Source organism: Gammaproteobacteria bacterium (genome assembly GCA_041395725.1).
Taxonomy (GTDB): Bacteria; Pseudomonadota; Gammaproteobacteria; order Pseudomonadales; family Pseudohongiellaceae; genus NORP240.
The window spans coordinates 1,590,030-1,607,660 of sequence record JAWKZW010000001.1; the positions used below are offsets into that span (position 1 = coordinate 1,590,030).

The 17,631-nt window shown below is 53.5% G+C and carries 14 protein-coding genes; 6 read left to right on the forward strand and 8 right to left on the reverse strand.

From position 1 onward, the window contains the following. The first annotated feature begins 3 nt into the window (after positions 1 to 3). Complete coding sequence (locus R3F50_07020) at positions 4 to 1,752, forward strand: carbamoyltransferase C-terminal domain-containing protein (protein MEZ5490056.1); 1,749 nt, start codon at positions 4 to 6, stop codon at positions 1,750 to 1,752. 35 nt (positions 1,753 to 1,787) lie between these two features. Here R3F50_07020 and R3F50_07025 read toward each other — a convergent pair whose 3' ends face one another. After that, entirely contained in the window at positions 1,788 to 3,299 is a 1,512-nt protein-coding gene (locus R3F50_07025; GenBank protein ID MEZ5490057.1) for a hypothetical protein, read from the reverse strand. Further along, on the reverse strand, positions 3,299 to 4,240 hold the full coding sequence (gene lpxL, locus R3F50_07030) for an LpxL/LpxP family Kdo(2)-lipid IV(A) lauroyl/palmitoleoyl acyltransferase (GenBank protein MEZ5490058.1): 942 nt from the start codon (positions 4,238 to 4,240) through the stop codon (positions 3,299 to 3,301). The genes R3F50_07025 and lpxL overlap by 1 nt, the downstream gene beginning before the upstream one ends. 437 nt (positions 4,241 to 4,677) lie before the next feature. Here lpxL and hldE point away from each other — a divergent pair, with 437 nt between their 5' ends. Continuing rightward, a complete protein-coding gene (gene hldE, locus R3F50_07035) occupies positions 4,678 to 6,123 on the forward strand; it encodes a bifunctional D-glycero-beta-D-manno-heptose-7-phosphate kinase/D-glycero-beta-D-manno-heptose 1-phosphate adenylyltransferase HldE (protein MEZ5490059.1) in 1,446 nt (481 codons plus the stop codon). Positions 6,124 to 6,534: 411 nt separating this feature from the next. Here the strand turns inward: hldE and R3F50_07040 are convergent, their stop codons facing one another. Together R3F50_07040 and R3F50_07045 are read right to left on the reverse strand one after the other, a co-directional pair. Further along, positions 6,535 to 7,302, reverse strand: a complete 768-nt coding sequence (locus tag R3F50_07040; GenBank protein ID MEZ5490060.1) for a DUF3800 domain-containing protein — start codon at positions 7,300 to 7,302, stop codon at positions 6,535 to 6,537. A 547-nt stretch (positions 7,303 to 7,849) separates the two neighbouring features. Further along, on the reverse strand, positions 7,850 to 8,470 hold the full coding sequence (locus tag R3F50_07045; GenBank protein MEZ5490061.1) for a LysE family translocator: 621 nt from the start codon (positions 8,468 to 8,470) through the stop codon (positions 7,850 to 7,852). Positions 8,471 to 9,026: 556 nt separating this feature from the next. On the opposite strand from R3F50_07045, the gene R3F50_07050 reads away from it, so the two are divergent. Continuing rightward, positions 9,027 to 9,464 (forward strand): DsrE family protein, encoded by a 438-nt coding sequence (locus tag R3F50_07050; GenBank protein MEZ5490062.1) that lies wholly within the window; start codon positions 9,027 to 9,029, stop codon positions 9,462 to 9,464. Positions 9,465 to 9,796: 332 nt separating this feature from the next. Here R3F50_07050 and R3F50_07055 read toward each other — a convergent pair whose 3' ends face one another. The 3 genes from R3F50_07055 to R3F50_07065 form a co-directional block, all read right to left on the reverse strand. After that, the gene (locus tag R3F50_07055) at positions 9,797 to 10,312 is read right to left on the reverse strand and encodes a GNAT family N-acetyltransferase (protein MEZ5490063.1); all 516 of its coding nucleotides are present in this window, start codon (positions 10,310 to 10,312) and stop codon (positions 9,797 to 9,799) included. 163 nt (positions 10,313 to 10,475) lie between these two features. Beyond that, complete coding sequence (locus tag R3F50_07060) at positions 10,476 to 11,270, reverse strand: aldo/keto reductase (protein ID MEZ5490064.1); 795 nt, start codon at positions 11,268 to 11,270, stop codon at positions 10,476 to 10,478. Positions 11,271 to 11,298: 28 nt separating this feature from the next. Further along, positions 11,299 to 12,534, reverse strand: a complete 1,236-nt coding sequence (locus tag R3F50_07065) for an FAD-dependent oxidoreductase (GenBank protein ID MEZ5490065.1) — start codon at positions 12,532 to 12,534, stop codon at positions 11,299 to 11,301. Between the two features lie 116 nt (positions 12,535 to 12,650). Between R3F50_07065 and waaA the strand changes: the two genes are divergently transcribed. After that, positions 12,651 to 13,934, forward strand: coding sequence for a lipid IV(A) 3-deoxy-D-manno-octulosonic acid transferase (gene waaA, locus R3F50_07070; protein ID MEZ5490066.1), 1,284 nt, complete (start codon positions 12,651 to 12,653; stop codon positions 13,932 to 13,934). A 20-nt stretch (positions 13,935 to 13,954) separates the two neighbouring features. Here waaA and pepQ read toward each other — a convergent pair whose 3' ends face one another. Then, the gene (gene pepQ / locus R3F50_07075) at positions 13,955 to 15,319 is read right to left on the reverse strand and encodes a Xaa-Pro dipeptidase (protein ID MEZ5490067.1); all 1,365 of its coding nucleotides are present in this window, start codon (positions 15,317 to 15,319) and stop codon (positions 13,955 to 13,957) included. Between the two features lie 109 nt (positions 15,320 to 15,428). On the opposite strand from pepQ, the gene nhaA reads away from it, so the two are divergent. After that, positions 15,429 to 16,634, forward strand: coding sequence for a Na+/H+ antiporter NhaA (gene nhaA, locus R3F50_07080; GenBank protein ID MEZ5490068.1), 1,206 nt, complete (start codon positions 15,429 to 15,431; stop codon positions 16,632 to 16,634). Positions 16,635 to 17,255: 621 nt separating this feature from the next. Further along, positions 17,256 to 17,588, forward strand: coding sequence for a heavy metal-binding domain-containing protein (locus R3F50_07085; GenBank protein MEZ5490069.1), 333 nt, complete (start codon positions 17,256 to 17,258; stop codon positions 17,586 to 17,588). The last annotated feature ends 43 nt before the right edge of the window (positions 17,589 to 17,631 follow it).

Below are 17,631 nucleotides of genomic sequence, written 5' to 3' on the forward strand. Positions count from 1 at the left end.
TCGATGACTCTGATCACGCTTGGTCTCACCGGGACCATAGGTCATGATCCCGCAGCAGCGCTGTTCGTAGATGGCGAACTGGTTGCTGCTGCGGAAGAAGAGCGGCTGATCAGGCGCAAGCATGCCAAGGGTGAAGTGCCCTATCACGCCGCCCGCTTCTGCCTGCAGTACGCCAGCGTCAATCCTGCCGATGTCAATATCGTGGCAATCCCCAATGCGCCGATCAGTCTGCTCAGCCCGGCCCGCTGGCATTATGCCCGGCGCCACTGGTATGCACCGGATCGTGCTTTTGACAGTCTTTTCAATGGGAACCGACGTTATCGCCGCTACATCAAGGATGTGAGGAATTTACTGGAGCGACTGCATATACCCTGGAGCAGGATTAAATTTTTCCCGGTTGAGCATCAGCTTGCACATGCCAGCAGCGTTTACCATCTGAGCGGCTCCGATGCGCCAACAGGCATCCTGACAATCGATTCACGGGGCGAGTACGCCACCATCCTTCTGGCAGAGGGAAAACACGGCCAGATCAGAAAAATCCGGGAATTCTATGACCCGGATTCCCTTAGCGGGATGTATGCGGCCATTACCGATTATCTTGGCTTTGATATTCTCGATGGTGAATACAAGGTCATGGGCATGGCGCCGTTCGGCGATCCAGAGCGCTATGATCTTTCGTTCCTGGCGCGCTTCACAGGCCGCAATTTTAAGGTGGACAACCGGCTGATCAGTACGGTCGGGTTTCGTCGTTATAAAGCTAAATCCCGCGGGCATTTTTTCAGTCCCAGGCTTATCGAGAAGCTTGGTCCTCGTCGCGAAGGCGCGCTGGTAGACGATCCTTATGTTCATTATGCTGCCGCAATCCAGAAACTTTACGAGGATATAGCCGCCGGGCTGGTGATTAATTACCTCTATCCGGTACTGAAAGAAGGGGGGAGGCTGGTTTTCGCCGGCACCAGTGCCATGAACATCAAGCTTAATCACCGCCTGCAGGAATTGCCTGCGGTGCAGGAATTCCTCGTGCACCCCGGCGCCGGCGATGCGGGAACCGCCATCGGCGCCGCCAGTTATGCGCTGGCCAGCGAGGGTGTCAGGATCAAGCCTTTACGCAACATGTTTCTCGGGCCCCGCTTCACCAAGACGCAATGTATCAGCGCCTGTCGAAATCACCGCGACAGACCTCAGTGGGAAGAGGTGGAGAATGCCCCGCAGAAAGCGGCAGAACTGCTCAACAGGGGACATCTGGTGGCCTGGTTTCAGGGGCGGATGGAGTTCGGCCCAAGGGCTCTGGGAAACCGCAGTATTCTCGCTAACCCCTGCCAGGAGGGTGTCGCGGACCTGTTGAACAGCACAATAAAATTCCGTGAACGCTGGCGGCCCTTCTCGCCCAGTCTTCTGGACAGTTTTGCCGCAGAATTTCTCGAAACGGGGGCCAATCATGGCTTCATGTGCATCAATCAAGCGGTCAGGGAAAAATGGCACGAACCGTTTGCCTCGGTAGTTTACAAGGATGGCACGACCCGCCCCCATGTTGTGACCCATGATGCCAACCCTCGCTTCTATCAGCTGCTCCGGTACATGGAGAGCATGGCAGGCTATGGTATGGTCATAAACGCCGCATTGAATCGCCCGGGAGAAGCGCTGGTCTGTTCACCCGAGGATGCGGTTAACCTGTTCATTGGCTCGGAACTGGAATACCTTATCATGGAGGATATCCTGGTCACCAAGCGGGAAGAGTCGGACAGCTGGTGATTGACTGGTCGCCATGAGTAAATCAGCAGGGTGTTTCAGCGGCGGCGATAAATAACGACCTGCCTGCTCGTTTCAGGACCGATACGGATAATCTCCTCCACAGCAGTCTCCGTGCTGGCCCGGGAAAATAATCCTAATGAGGCGGTGTCCTCCTCGTAAGCGATCAGGCTGCCGGCAGGAAGCTGCAGTATTTCTGATTCGGTAAGAAGCACTGGCACGATGTCATAGTCGTCAATGCGTTCACTGTAATAGGCAACGGTTCTGTTGTTGGTCAGCAAAGTAGCCTGCGGACCACTGTTCTGCGCAATCCATTCTCCCGCGTCCCGCAGATAATCCTTGTTGGCTCCAAAGGAGACATAGGCATCGATTGCACAATAGACCAGTAATGAGCCAACGAGCCAGAAATAGCGTTTCTCTTTGCCTGCTGCCTGGGCGGCTGAAAGCAGTCTGTTCAACAGGAGTGGAACGAACAGCACAAAAACCAGGCTCATCAGCATGACATAGCGGCTGGAAAGAAACCGGGTCGTAACCAGAAAGCCCATGGCGATGAGACAATTCACCGCAATCACAGTGAGCAGTGGTATCAGTTGCCAGCGGGGCAATGACCACTGCCTCGCGAGACCGCCAGCCAGCATGATCAGCAGGAATGGGGTGCCGATTCCTTTGACGAGGTAAGTAATAAAAACCGCGAACAGGCCAGCCGCCAGGAAAATAGGCAGGTAGTCGCTGGTAAAGTTCGCAGCATAGTCTCCAAACACGATCCGGCCCATCTCCGCGGTTCTTTCAGCGGTGGGGAAAAACGTATCCTGCACAAACGGAAAATACACCGAGAGCTGGTTTGCCAGTAGATCTGTAAAATCAACCCCGGCCAGAAAGCCCAGTGCCGTGAGCGCAAACAGAAACCCTGCCGAGCTGCCGGTAAACATTCCCAGCAAAAGAAAGCGCCGGTGGAAGTCCATGCGCTTGTCAAACAGAAGGGAGGCAGGCAGGAGAAACAGAAAGGCCAGTGCCTCGGCGCGAAACGTCGCGGCCAGCAGATAAGCCAGCGAGAAGGCGGCGGCATTTCTGAACTGATTATTGCGAAGGAAACGGAGGTATTGCCACAGGCCTAACAGTGCCAGTGACCAGTAGGCGCTATCCCTGATGATGACCAGTCTATTCTCATTCAGCTGGGGGTAAACCAGTACCGTAATCGCGGCAAATAACAGCGTGGTGCGGGAACTGTTCAACTCGGCGACCAGGCTGATAAACGAATACGCCAGCAGGCCATAAAAGAAAGCGTTGACGAGAACCGCGGCCAGAAACGGCTCCAGTGCCAGCGTGTTGTGTACCAGCGCAATCAGAACCGGATAGGTTGCCCAGGGGTAGTGGCTGAAGGCCGCATCCACGCCGCCTTCATTGAAGATATCGACGGTTCGGATGTAGGTGAAGGCATCCTCGTTGGGTAACCAGCCGGTAAGCACCATTAAACCGGAAAGTAACAGACTGGCACCGATCGTCAGCAGTCGAATATCCACGGAGCGCCAGCGGTATTTCTTACCTGTCATCAGGACCTGTCCGGGTAGGGGCGGGCGGATTTTCCGCCAGGCTGTGTCTTGAAGCGCTTGTGTAACCAGAGATACTGGTCGGGATGCTTGCGGATAGCCTGTTCAATAATTCCATTGATTTTAATCGCATCGGCCTCTTCGTTACCACTGGGATAGTTCTCGATCGGGGGGCTGAATTCCAGTTCGTATCCCGAGTTGTCGTCTCTTCGGTAATGAGAAAAGAAAATTACCGGTGAGTTATTGGCTCTCGCAAACCGTGTTGTAGCGGTGATGGTGGCCGCCTGAACTCCAAAGAACGGCACGAACACGGAATGCCTGGGTCCATAGTCCTGGTCCGGTGCATACCAGACTATGTGCCCTTTTTTCAGACTCCGAAAAGCCTCCCTGACGTTTTCACGTTCGATAACAGCCGGGTAAAAGCGCTTGCGACTATTGGTCATGACGGCCTCGAACAGGGGATTCTTGTGTTTTCTGTAAGTGACGTCCATCTGTTCATACAGACTGAGTAGAGAACCAGCAAATTCCAGGGTCGTGAAATGGGCACAAACCAGCAAAACGCCGCGTCCTTCGGCCTTTGCCTGCCTTAGATTATCCAGGCCTTGAATGCTTACCCGGTCGCGAAAGTCCTCCGGGTTACGATACCAGGACATGACCGCTTCCATCACACCAATACCGTTGGAAACAAATGTCCGGCGCAGCAGTGCCTGGCGTTCTGCTGCCGACAGCTCCGGGAAGCAGAGTTCCAGATTTATCCGGCAGATCTCCCGCCTTTCTCTTGCGAACAGGTAAAGAAGCCAGCCAATCAGCCTGCCCAGCCTGATCTGCAGGGGAAACGGCAGATGGGCGAGTAACCACATAAACGACAGGCCCAGCCAGGTTGGCCAGTATCCAGGAGCGTAAAACTGTGAGAGAGGGGTTTTGTCAGAGTTTGTGGAGCTCACCTGGGGTGCATGTCTTTTTCTAGGGCCGGTTTGTGCCACAATTTCTGGAAGCCGCATTGTAGCAAATCAGTGCAGTATGCCTAGGGAACCTCGGATTAAATACCACAATGCTTTGACCTTCAGTCAAACCTGCTGGCAGGGGAGTGAAGATCCCCTGCGCACGACGCCTCACAGTAGCGCCCGGCAGTTTCACGCCGCGCATCGTGGTAATTAACCAGAGGTTCCCTGGCTTACAGAATCGAAATCCAAAGGGGCGAAATATTGGCTTCATAACCCACAAAAGCGAACCAAATCGCGAATATATGCACTTAAATACCCACAATAGTCAGAAAACGGCCAGAATAGTGCCAATCACCTGCAATCTACATAGAACAGGCCCTGTGCTATGATCTGCCGCCAGACATACTGATTGCCATTGCCACGGACCCTGAATAGACATGAACTTTGAAATACCACCTTTCCAGCAGGCCCGTATTCTGGTGGTCGGTGATGTTATGCTTGATCGCTACTGGCATGGCAAGGCGACACGGGTGTCCCCGGAAGCACCAGTGCCGGTAGTCAAAGTCGGCAGTGAAGAAGGCCGGCCGGGTGGTGCGGGTAACGTGGCACTGAACCTGGCCGCACTTGGCAGCGCCGCCTCTCTGGTGGGCATCATCGGTGCCGACGCGAATGGCGAAGACCTGCAGTCCCGTCTTAATGCGGCGGGGGTCTACTGCGATTTCCTGGTGTCCCCTGACAAGCCGACTATTACCAAGCTGAGGGTTATCAGTCAGCATCAGCAGCTGATCCGGCTGGATTTTGAAGAATTGCATCAAGCCGCAGACCTGGTTGGTCTGCAGGCCAAGGTAGAGGGCCTGCTGAAAAATGCCCAGGCGCTGATTCTCTCTGACTACGGAAAAGGCGCACTGGCGAATGTCGAATCGCTGATAAAGCTGGGGCGCGAGAACCGCATACCGGTGATCGTCGACCCCAAGGGCACTGACTTCGAAAAATACCGTGATGCCACCCTGATTACTCCTAACCTGGCTGAATTCGAAGCGGTCGTCGGTGTGTGCCCTAATGAGGATACCCTGGTCGAGAAGGGGCAGGCCCTGGTGAAGAGGCTCAATCTCGAGGCGATACTGATCACCCGGGGAGAACACGGCATGACTTTACTAAGGCCCGATGCCCCGGAACTGCACCTCCCGGCCCGGGCCCAGGAAGTATTCGATGTGACTGGTGCCGGCGACACGGTGATATCGGTACTCGCCGCCTCGCTGGCGGCCGGTGAATCTCTGCCGGAAGCCACCGCGCTGGCGAACCTGGCGGCCGGCCTTGTGGTCGGTAAGCTGGGAACTGCTGCAATCAGCGGCCCCGAGTTGCGCCGGGCCACTCTGCGGGAACAGGGTGCCGGTCGAGGGGTGATGACTTCCGACCAGCTTCTGATTGCCATTCAGGACGCCCGGGCCCACGGCGAAACCATCGTTTTTACCAACGGTTGTTTCGACATCATTCATGCCGGGCACGTGGGTTATTTGAAAGAAGCACGAAAGCTGGGTGACAGGCTGGTTGTAGCAGTTAACGATGACGCCTCGGTGCGAAATCTTAAAGGTGCGGGGAGGCCGATCAATCCGGTGGAGCGCCGCATGGCCGTGCTGGCGGGCCTGGAAGCGGTGGACTGGGTGGTTTCGTTTTCCGAGGACACGCCAGAGTCTCTGCTGCGGAGCCTGCAGCCGGAAGTTCTGGTTAAGGGCGGAGATTACAGTATCGACAAGGTGGTCGGTGGAGATTACGTCAGCAATTACGGGGGACGGGTAGAGGTTCTGGAATTTCTGGATGATTGTTCCACATCTGCTATTGTAGAAAAAATACAGGATTCGCGTTCCAGGGGAACGTCTGGCTGACGCCCGCCTCAAGTGAGCGGCGAAGTTGCTTTCTTATGTAAGATAATAAAGTATATTAGCTCCGATTCGACGGCCCAGGCAGTGTCCGGAATTCACCTGAAAGCAGTCATTGATAGGCCTGTAATTTAACTCTGAGTTTTGGCTTAGATCGGCCAAAAGTGGAAGTAGCATTGAGTCTACCAAAAGTCAGCTTCCGGCTTAATAGCCGACTTAATTTTTAATCCGGGGTTACATGCCAAACGCACTCAGGATGCCCAATTTCTATTAAATTCAAATAGCTATGTGCCGATACTACACCTAGTAGCTACAGATCTTGCCATACACAACCTGCGGTACTAAGCTTATTTTGAATCTGAACCTTGGCTCAACCAAGTAGTAGGATTCACCCGGGGCCGAAAGGCCCCTTATTTTTTAGAGTCTCACAATACCATCTGGATCAGTCGTAGAAGCCACCTTGCATAGAATCCGGTCCAATCTCTGAAAGAAATTCTGTCCTGACTTCTTTTTCACATAGCTGGATGGGGCTATGCTTTGATATAGGGCGAATGCAACAACATCCGCGGCTTGGATAAAATAAGATTTCTCTGAGTCTTTGAAATAAGGATCTTCCACCATATTGGAAACTAGGATATTTCGGTAACCGGCGCCATGCCTTTGTTGGTTCCGTATTGGATTGTATCTTCTCATCCTTCGGATAGTTTCCCTTATCTTTTTCACTTCGCTCATGTCAGGAACTATCATTCCACGTTCATCAGGATTTGCTGGCCCATGAAAATTTCTATTCGAAATAGTGTTAGAAAATCGTTGTACTAATGCTCGCCAAGCATTCTCTAGGACATCATAGTTTCTCGCCTTGCCTGCTTTATCTACAACTACGTTTATGATGCTCACGTCAGTCATTTGGGCAAGTTCGTTGATAAAGTACTTTACTATAGAAAGGCGGTCGTTGCGCTTAATCCTGACCAGTTCACCGGGTCGATTCAACATGCGTGCTGAATGAATCTCTTCTCTCAGTAACAATCCGAAACTATCCCTCATGCGTTTTCTAAATTCGATGATTTGCTCAAGATATTCATTCCAGCGTAGCTCGTGTATAACCAATCCGGAGAGGACAAAGTACCTTGTAGGACTATTAACCATCCCGCTATCTCCGCTCTCATCGATGTAGATCAAAAACATTTAGCTAGAAATCCAATTCACACAAAACTCATTACAAGAAGTAAGGGAATTGAACAATTCACTGAAATACAAGACCCCACCAATTTAAAGAGTAGTCCACCACGCATGGATTGGCAAATTGACTTCGCAGTCTTAAATCTCTTAATTCCGCTTCGGGTTTAAAAGGCGACCAGGTTAGTTCGAATCTGGACGTCCGCTTTGCAGGCGCAAGTAAATTCAACAACTTACGTTGATAGCAGACGTTTCAGTCGCTGCTCTGGTCGGCTCCTTGCGGCCTCGAAGCGGACGTTTCGCTTCTGGCCTTGGTCAAATTACTCAGTCATAAACAGGAAATCCTGATTCTCTGAGAACTTCGCAGGCGCATTTTATACAGTTTCGACAAAGGTATATTCCATCTCGACCTGCGACGATCTTGCCACTATGATCTGGCTTCTCATGGCACAGGCTGCATATTGGAATATCGGCTTCCTTCAAACTTTCGCCTGGTTTGTAACGTACCCATCCTTCTTTCATATTCAGCTTCCGGCTTCAGAGCGAAAATAGCGCTTCAAACTTTCACGATCAAATACGTACCAGTCCCCATTAGGCAGCTGCCAGCAACTGTTTGAGCGTGTCGACTTGCTGCGGTGTTTCGTATCTTTTCCAACAATTTGCGGGCCGAAAACGCGTATAAGATTTTGACACCTCCCACAGCTAGAACAGTCACTGCAACAATTGCTAGAAGATCAGTCACTGTGAGCGAAGGGACGTTGAGCAAGCTTGGGAACAGGCTAGCGTAAAAGAGGATCGCTTTTAAGTCGCCAAGCGTAAGCACGAACCCTGACAGCGCACTGGCAAGCAGAGATGAGCTATTTATATTGGACTCGACCAAGTTATCAATAGCCGGTTTTGATCGAAGGAGAGAGAAACCAAGCCATATTAGGTATGCCCCGCCGATGTACTTTATCAGAGTGAAAAAGACACCTAATGTCTCAGCAAGGACGCTCATTCCCGACAATGCCAACGCTATGAAAACAAGATCACCAACTACAATTCCAACAGATACGGCGATGCCATTTTGTACGCCTAGAGTAGCTGACCTCGTCACCACAAGGGCCACGCTCGCGCTCGGCATCGCGGCTAAGGCAAGCATGATCAGGAAGAATGACGAAGTGCTGATGAAGTCCATGGGTTTATTGTATCACTCAGCTGGACGATGTCGGCATAGGGTCTAAAAAAGGAAGTACGATAATTTTGAGATTACTTCTGTTCACGGCTTCATAGCGGACTTTAGTTTTTGATTGTTCAACACTAAATGGTATTTAAAAGCAAAGGTAAGGACCCAAACACGCCACAGAGAATCTCCTAATATGATCTTAGTGGTTAAACTAATTATCGGGCACTCCGACTCTGGTTAGCCATCTGTCGGTATTCAGGCAGAATTGGACATTCTGTGGGGCATCTGGATTAGTCATCCCCACTTTAACAATCCTGCTTACTAGAAACTGTGCCGCGCACATCGCAGCTTCTCCTTGAAATACAATCTTGCCATCGCCCAGCGAGCTTGATGCACCTTTAGGCTCTCCCATGTTCCTCCTGCTTTAGATTGGGTTTGCGACGGTTTGTCGCAGGACAATATGTCGCAGTCAGCTTTGCAACCCTTAGGTATATAATTTGATCAAACAATACCAAGAGATACGTTCTTAGATTAATGAAATTCACTTCTATGAAAAGAGGGCAACGAAATGATGACTATAAAGAAATCGATGACTATACTGGCGTTTCTAAGCATGTGCATTTTTGCTACAAGCAGTGTGATTGCTGCAGATGATGGCCAGAGGCTATTCGTCAATCTAACCAGCGATGAAATCAACCGGGCTACGATGGCGATTGTATTCGGCACTAGGGTGCTCACTGAAATGAACATACCTGTCACCATACATCTTACTGTTGAAGGTACGCGGATAGCAGACAGGAATATTCCGGCAAAAACCAATGCAAATGGAGACTCTTTGAAAGGGCTCCTGTCGCAGTTCATGGATAGAGGAGGGAACGTCTACGTATGCGGGATGTGCATGAATAATGTCGGTGGAATCAAGGAAGATGAACTGATTGATGGAGTCAAGGTTCAAGGTGGAATGTCAGCTCTATTCGAGCCCGGCACAACAGTCGTAAGCTACTAATTTGGTCAGGACAATCCGCTCTGCAGGCAAGAGTCTGCGCGCCTTTAAGTCGCCGGGCAACTTGCCTGCATGATGCGGACAGAAGCCGGAGAAAGTGCACTGACTAAGAGGCCTTGAATCACTGAATAGTATTGACGGGCACTAACAATTTAATAGCTTAACGTGCCTCAGATTTAGCCTCGCTTTTCTTAAGCCATTAAACTGTGAGTGTCCCCAAAGGGTTCAAACCGGTACTACAATTGCAGCGATTCTACAGCCGCGTTCGGCCAGAAGCCGTCATAACTCTTGAAAGTCTTTTTCTATCTGCTCGCAATAAAACCGGAGATCTGCTGTCAGGTTAAGTCCATGTTTTCAGGATTAAGAACCATGTGCAGCTCTCTCGTAGTTGTGCCCGCAGGCAGAGTAACGGTGGCTCCATGACCATAAACAAGAAACCCGAGACTCTTATACAGTCGAATTGCCGGGGTGTTGGATTCGAATACGGAAAGCTGAATAGTCTTGTAGCCAAAACGCGCTGAATCAGAAATCGCCGCGATCATGAGGTTCCTCCCTATGCCTCTTCTTCTGTAAGAGTAGTCAACCTGGATTCCCAGGTGGCCTGCTTTTTCTGCCCCGTCATAGTTCTTACCACACATTGTTCCTGGGAAGACTTCCACTGCCCCAATCAACCGGCTTTCCATAATGGCAACGAAATTTGGAATGCTCTCTTTGACGACTCTCTCTATGGTGCTCATTGCACGATCTACTGGAGGAGGGCCTTTAGCCAGGAATGTACCCTCAGAGTAAACCCGATTCCACAGATCCAGGAAACCAGGCACGTCAGCCACTTGAATTGGGCGAATCTCCAATCTGGATTTCCTTTAGTATCAGCACATACTAGTTTGTCAGTGACCACAGCGTTCTGCGCAAATATTGAAAGCGCCACACCTAAGTGGGTCCTGCGCAGGGGACGCTTAACCTGCCAACCAAGAAGACGCTGCCGCCCTCTGACGAAAGTACGCGTCCGGAACGTCAGAGTGCTCCGTCGTTTTCGGACCTTCGCCCCTGGCCCTGCCTGGTTGCTGCAATAGCCGCATCCACGTTATGGGCCAGGTGGCTGGCGTTGATAGTGCCGACAATCACACTGCTGACGCCACTCTTGCGGAGAATAAATGCCAGGCTGGCCTTGACCGGGTCCTGATCTGCCTGGGTCAGGGCATCCAGATGACCGCTGGCAAGTCCTTTCTTGATCAACACGCCCTTGTGCAGCGAAGACGCCTTGTCGATTACTACGGCATCTTCGGTGGCCTGGGTGTTAAACGTCACCATGACGACGTCAGAAAGTTCAGCAGCCGTCAGTCCGCCCGCCACGGTCTTGGTTGACATACCAAAGGCCCGGATACTACCCGCCTGCTTGAGCCGCTGCAGCTGTTCTAAGCAGTCGGTCTGATTGATAATCTTCAGGTCGTTACCATCGGAATGCACCAGCACAATGTCAAGATAATCCGTATTGAGCCGCCGCAGGCTTCTTTCTACGCTGCGTTTTACATGCCCGGCACTGAAATCAAAAAAGGAGTTACCGTCTTTAAACTCTTCACCGACTTTACTGCAGATAATCCATTTGTGTCGATGGGTCAACAAATTTCCCAGGCGTTCCTCACTGGTACCGTAGGCGGGGGCGGTATCGATCAGATTAATTCCCAGCGCCCGGGCTTGGGAGAGAAGCGCAACCACGGTGTCATCATCAGGCAGCGTGAACCCGGCGGGGTATTTTACACCCTGATTACGCCCCAGCTTGACGGTTCCCAGGCCCAGACAGGAAACCATGAGCCCGGTCTGTCCCAGGGGCCGTTGTTCAAGCTTCGGCAAAACAGGTCTCCCAGGGTGGCTTTGCAACTGTAACGGGTTTCAGGAAAGATGCAGGAATTTCCGGCTGGTAGCTCCAGGCTGGGTTTACTCCCTGTTCTGACAGTTCGAGGACAACCTGATCCGCCAGGGCGGGACTCAGGGTGAACTTGGTCGGCCACGCCACCAGAAAGTTCTGCTCCGCCTTGAGGAAGGCTGAATCCGGACGATGTCGTCCCGCTTCACTGCCCTCGGCGCGATTGATCCGCAGGCAGGCCCAGCGGGCATCGCTGAGGTCAACCCAGGGAAACAGATCGTGCACGGTGTGCGTGGCGGCAGCGATCTGTTCCTGGTCGTTTCTTTTAACCCCGGTCTCTGCCAACTCGCCACCAAGATACCAGGCGGTGTCTCCATCTCTGCAGGGATGGCTGGTCAGAGTGAGTACCGGAGTAAGGGAAAAGTTGTCGCCAATACAATGGACAAACAGCTTCGGCAGTCCGCGCTTCTTCAGCAGCACCATATTGAGAGGACGAGTCTGCATCGTCGGGGCGTCCAGGCCGGCCAGTTGCAGCAGGGCGGCGTTACCTTCCCCTGCTGCTAAAACAATGCGCTGTGCCCTTATTGTCAATCGACCGGTACCGGTATCGATAGTGAGGTCTGTGCCGTTTCGCTCGGCACTCGGTGAAAACCCGTACACTGTCCCATCGAGACTGAAAATACGTTCACGGTGATGTGTTGCCAGTGTGTCGATCAGGGAGCCTGTATCAACGACGAAGTCCGGCAGGGAATAAAGTGATCCCTGACCCTTTGCCTGCTGCATGGAAGCGGGATATTCGGATTCAGCAACCGCATCGATTTTTCCTCGTAGGGATTTGCTGCCGAGAAACGCTTTCAGACGGGATCGGTAACTGCCTTCAGACCACATGTAGTATCGGTCTGACAGGGTACGGCAAGCGGCGAGATTTACCCGGTCGTTGCCGGCAAGACTGTTTCGCCAGCGGTCCGGCATGCCGGCTATGGATCTGGCGGCCTCCGAAAGCGAACCGCCAAGGGCATACTTGAGCCCGCCATGGATAATGCCCTGGGAAGCGATCGATTGGCCGTTGCCCAGGGTTGTGGATTCCAGCAGCAGTACTGAGAATCCCAGACTGCTGAGCTGGTTCAGTATCCATAACCCGGCAACACCCCCACCGAAAATAACGATATCGGCAGAAACCTCTGCGCTGCTGGGTGCGGTCGTAGTCATGATTCCGGTGGGCAGTTGGCCTGGTGGAGGAAAACCTGCTAAAACTTGCTTAAGTATACCGACCTGCGAGAGTATTCCCAACACGCATCAATACCCGGAAGTAATCCCCCCCGCCCATGGCCCGTTTACTCTACAGCCTGGTTTTCTACCTGCTTATTTCTTTCGCGCTTTTGCGCCTGGTCTTGCGCTCGTTGCGGGCGCCTGCCTACCGGCGGCGCTGGGGCGAACGATTCGGTTTTTTCCGGCTGCCTGCTGACTGGAAAGCGGAGCGGCAACCGATCTGGATTCACGCCGTCTCAGTGGGCGAGGTAGTTGCCGCCGCACCCTTGATCGATGCCTTACTGGCCCGATACCCCGATCGAAGAATCGTGGTGACCACCATGACGCCTACAGGCTCGGAGCGGGTCTTCACCCGTTACGGCGACACGGTCTTTCATGTCTATCTACCCTACGATTTACCGGGTTCCATGGCACGCTTCATCCGGAAACTGAACCCGGCTCTGCTGCTGATCATGGAAACGGAGCTATGGCCGAATCTGCTGCATCAGTGCCGGAAGGCCGGTTGCCGCACATTGCTGGTTAATGCTCGTCTGTCATCGAGATCTGCCCGTGGTTATCGCCGGCTAGGCCCGCTCACCCGGAGCATGCTGACCAATCTCGATCTCATCGCGGCACAGGCTGATCCTGATGCCGACCGATTCATCGCGTTGGGGGCCCCCGCCGAACGGGTAGAAGTCATTGGCAGCCTGAAGTTTGACATCACACCGCCGTCCATCAAGGAGGCGCAGCTGCCACCGGTTTTCCATGGGCTGGCCCAGCTGCAGCGACCGGTCCTGGTGGCCGCCAGCACCCGGGAAGGCGAGGAAGAAAAAGTGCTGACGGCATTCCGCCAATGCCTCGACCAGGAGCCGGCACTGTTGTTGGTGCTGATTCCACGGCACCCGGAGCGCTTCAACAGCGTGGCCCGGCTGTGCAGGGACCGGGGCTTCACTATGGTAAGGCGCAGTGACAACGAGCACTGCGAACAGAGTACCCAGGTGTTACTGGGCGATTCGATGGGAGAAATGTGGCACTACTATGCTCTCGCTGACCTGGCCTTTGTGGGCGGAAGCCTGGTGGATACCGGCTGCCACAATGTATTGGAGCCTGCGGCCCTGGGGATACCTATCCTCATCGGTCCTTCCCGGTTCAACTTTGAAACCATCTGCAATCTGCTACAGCAATCCGGCGCACTGATTGCAGTGGCAGATGAGCACGATCTGGCCCAGCAGGTCTTACACCTGCTCGCCAACACCCCCTGGCGTCAGTCAATGGGTGAGGCGGGAAAGCGCATCGTTGAGAGTAACCGCGGCTGTCTGCGGCGGCTCCTGTCACTGATAGAGGCACAACTGGCAGATTGATGAGAGCTGCTCTGAACAGCCTACTGGCGAGTAAGGTTTTCCACCGCGTCGGCAGTAACCCGCACATTGTCTTCCACCCGGATGCCTCCGAAAGGAATCAGGGGGTCAATTAAGCGCCAGTTCAAGTGCCTGCCCCTGGGCGTGTCGCGCTCGGCGTCCAGCAGCAAGGGGATGAAATAGAAACCCGGTTCGATGGTAAACACCATGTCGGGCACCAGTGTGCGGGTATTGCGCAGAAATGGATACTCGGCAGGGGGGGGAGAGGCCTCCCCATCCGCTGAACAGAGATGCCCGCCGACGTCATGGACCTGCAGGCCGAGCAGATGCCCGACACCGTGGGGCATGAACAGCCCCGGTAGATTCAGGGCCAAAGCCTCTTCCACGTTGCAACTTATTAGGCCCAGATCAATTCCCAGGGCGGCGATCTGCTGCATGGCGGAACGATGAATATCCAGGTAGGAAATTCCCGGCCTGACTGCGGCGACCAGGCGTTCTTCGATGGCTTCCATACCGGCCAGAAGCTGGCTGAACAGCTCATTACAGCCAGGCCTGACCGTGGTGCGGGTAATGTCGGAACAATAGTTGTTGACCTTATGGCCGGCATCAATAAGTAGCACCTGACCCTCACCGTCCCGGGGACGGTGTCGACGCTTGTGCTGGTAGTGCAGAATGGCAGCCTTTTCGTCCAGCGCCACGATGCTGGTGTAGGGGCACTCCGGGTCGGTCAACTGGCAGGCCTGCAGGTAGGCCATGTGAATAGCGTATTCGCTGCCGCCGTCAAGAAAGGTTTGCCTACCCGCCGCGTGACCCTGCAGTGCCAGCCTGTTGGCAGACCGGATCTGTTCGATCTCGTAGGGGGTTTTCCTTGCTCGCGCGAAGTCCAGGTTGTTCAACAGCACTCTCGGATTGAGATACTGCGGTTCGATTCCAATTGTCATCGCGAGGGAATCCGGCTCACCCAGGAAGGCCAGCCTGTCCGGATTCCTTAGGCAGGGCCTGATCTGTTCAATGCTGTTAAGTGTGACAATATCGAACTCGTCGGCCCACCAGCTGGCGTTGACAATCGACTGGTCATACCAGTAGTCCGGAGGGACCACCTGAAAATACACAGGCCGCCGTCCCGGAGTAACCAGTATTGCCTGATCGGGTCTGTTTACTGGCAGCCAGTGGCAGAAGTGCCCGTAGGCTCTGAACGAGACAGCCTGGTCGTCAGCGTAATAAACCTGTTCTGTGCCGCTGTAGAGCAGCATCCCCTCTGCGCCGGGAAGCTGTCCCAAAGCGTCGGCGTAGCACGCCTGCAGGCGCGCAATATGAGCGGCAAAGAGTTGTTTCGTGTGGCTACTATGCATGTGGCTACTATAACAGGTGACCGGCGGGGATTTCATTGGCAGGTTGCTGAAATTTTAACCACGAGCCCGCTGCCGTGTAGAATACAGGTTCAATTCACTGTTTTGCCTTGTAGCGACTTCAGGGAATCTGAGGGAATGTCACGTTATGGTAGTTGAAACCGTCACTAAAACCGTCACTAAAGCCGTCAAGGAATTTTTCCAGTTCAAGGCCTCCGGCGGGCTCCTGCTGATCGTCGCCACGCTGCTTGCGATGCTGGTGCAGAACTCTTCGCTGAGTCCTTTCTATGACGCCTTTCTGGAGATACCGGTAGAAATTCGCTTTGGTGATTTTTACATCGATAAGCCGCTGTTACTCTGGATAAACGACGGTCTTATGGCAATGTTCTTTTTCATGATCGGACTGGAAGTCAAACGTGAATTCCTGGTCGGGGAACTGTCCGATCCTGCGCGGGTAGTCTTACCAATTGTCGCTGCAATTGGTGGAATGTCATTACCGGCGGTTATCTATTCGGTAGTCAACTGGGGCGACCCGGTCGCCATGAAAGGCTGGGCCATCCCCTCGGCTACCGACATTGCTTTTGCCCTGGGTATCATCGCCCTGCTGGGAACCCGGGTGCCGAATTCTCTGAAAATATTTCTCATGACTCTGGCAATCGTTGATGACCTTGGCGCCATTATTATCATCGCGATTTTCTACAGCGGTAATCTTTCCATGCTTTCACTGGTGGTGGCTTTCCTGACTATCATGTGCCTCTTTGCTCTTAACCGACGCGGCGTAATCGGCCTCGCGCCGTATATACTCCTCACCGTAATCCTTTGGGTTGCGGTATTGAAATCCGGTGTGCACGCTACCCTTGCGGGAGTCATTGCGGCCTTGTTTATTCCTTACAAAGCCCTGCCGGGAGACTCACAAACCCAACTGGAACGGTTAGAGAATGATCTTCACCCGGTGGTTGTGTTTGCCATTTTGCCACTGTTCGCCTACGTCAATACCGGCATTCCCCTCGATAATCTGTCCCTGCAATCCTTCCTGCATCCAGTTTCGCTGGGTATCGGCCTGGGGCTTTTTTTCGGTAATCAGATCGGCGTTATGGGCTTTTCCTGGGTAACGATCAAGCTAGGTTTTGCCAGGTTGCCCAGGGACGCGACCTGGTTGCAGATTTACGGGGTTTCGTTGCTTTGCGGTATCGGTTTTACGATGAGTCTTTTCATTGGCGGCCTGGCATTTGAGCAGGGAGGGCCGGCACTGGGGGTTGATGACAGGCTGGGAATCCTGGCAGGGTCGACTCTCTCCGGCGTGCTGGGCTACCTCACATTACGCCTGGCCGCTGCCAGAAACGCCCGAGACTAACCCCTGCTATTTTCAGGCATCGCAGAAAGCAGGTGAGATTGTGACTGCGCCAGCCGGTATACCGTGCACAGTCACACCCCGAATGGTGGCTCAGTGCCGGGATCTGGCTGTTCGGCGTTATTGGGTTTGTGGCGCTGGTGTTCTGCACGCTGAATTTCTTCGCGGTCTCTGATCTTAAGGCCAGTTTGACCTGGGCGATGGGCGTGCTGTTCTGTGGACCTGGGCTGGTAATTGTGAAGACCGGGTCCTGGCAGCAGATGCAGACCCAGGACCTCCTGCGTGAGATCAGGAGGCTGGAGTTGCGTTGGCTGGCGTCTTTGGACAAAGGTGTCCGGAAACAGAACCTGGATAGCGACCAGTCGCCTTGGCGGGCATTCTGGGCGCTGTCTCTCCACAGTTGTTCTATTGAACTGGGGCTACCGAACAGCGTCCGGTTTTACGGTACTGCCCGGAAGAGACTGGTTGACAGGAGTCGACCGACACTTTTCAATTAACCCTCGCCGATTGGTAGTGTGAGAATTCACAGCCGATCAGAAGACTTGAAGGCAGAACCCGGGCGGGGTGTTCCGTCCAGCGCCTGGGGAAACGATCCTGCCTTTTTACTATTCAGTGAGGTTACCGATGATCAAAACAACCACTCCTTCCATCGAGGGCAGGGAAATTACGGATTACCTGGGAATTGTTGTCGGCGAAGCCATATTGGGTGCCAACATTTTCAAGGATATCTTCGGGGCAGTCCGTGACATTGTTGGTGGCCGCGCCGGCGCCTATGAGGAAGAACTCGGCAATGCGCGGGATATCGCCTTTGAAGAGATGGAGCAGGAGGCACGCATGCTGGGTGGCGATGCGATTGTCGGTATCGACCTGGACTATGAGGTCGTAGGCGTCAAAGGCGGCATGATGATGGTCAGCGTCAGTGGGACCGCAGTGAAGACCCGTCTGAAGCGCGACTAGGGCGTCTCTTAACTACCGCAATGCTCTGGCCTCAGGGCAAACC

Coding starts and splice junctions, on each gene's coding strand:
- R3F50_07020 (MEZ5490056.1), top strand. CDS start 4: ATGACTCTGATCACGCTTGGTCTCACCGGGACCATAGGTCATGATCCC.
- R3F50_07025 (MEZ5490057.1), bottom strand. CDS start 3,299: ATGACAGGTAAGAAATACCGCTGGCGCTCCGTGGATATTCGACTGCTG.
- hldE (MEZ5490059.1), top strand. CDS start 4,678: ATGAACTTTGAAATACCACCTTTCCAGCAGGCCCGTATTCTGGTGGTC.
- R3F50_07040 (MEZ5490060.1), bottom strand. CDS start 7,302: ATGTTTTTGATCTACATCGATGAGAGCGGAGATAGCGGGATGGTTAAT.
- R3F50_07045 (MEZ5490061.1), bottom strand. CDS start 8,470: ATGGACTTCATCAGCACTTCGTCATTCTTCCTGATCATGCTTGCCTTA.
- R3F50_07050 (MEZ5490062.1), top strand. CDS start 9,027: ATGATGACTATAAAGAAATCGATGACTATACTGGCGTTTCTAAGCATG.
- R3F50_07060 (MEZ5490064.1), bottom strand. CDS start 11,270: ATGGTTTCCTGTCTGGGCCTGGGAACCGTCAAGCTGGGGCGTAATCAG.
- R3F50_07065 (MEZ5490065.1), bottom strand. CDS start 12,534: ATGACTACGACCGCACCCAGCAGCGCAGAGGTTTCTGCCGATATCGTT.
- waaA (MEZ5490066.1), top strand. CDS start 12,651: ATGGCCCGTTTACTCTACAGCCTGGTTTTCTACCTGCTTATTTCTTTC.
- pepQ (MEZ5490067.1), bottom strand. CDS start 15,319: ATGAAATCCCCGCCGGTCACCTGTTATAGTAGCCACATGCATAGTAGC.
- nhaA (MEZ5490068.1), top strand. CDS start 15,429: ATGGTAGTTGAAACCGTCACTAAAACCGTCACTAAAGCCGTCAAGGAA.
- R3F50_07085 (MEZ5490069.1), top strand. CDS start 17,256: ATGATCAAAACAACCACTCCTTCCATCGAGGGCAGGGAAATTACGGAT.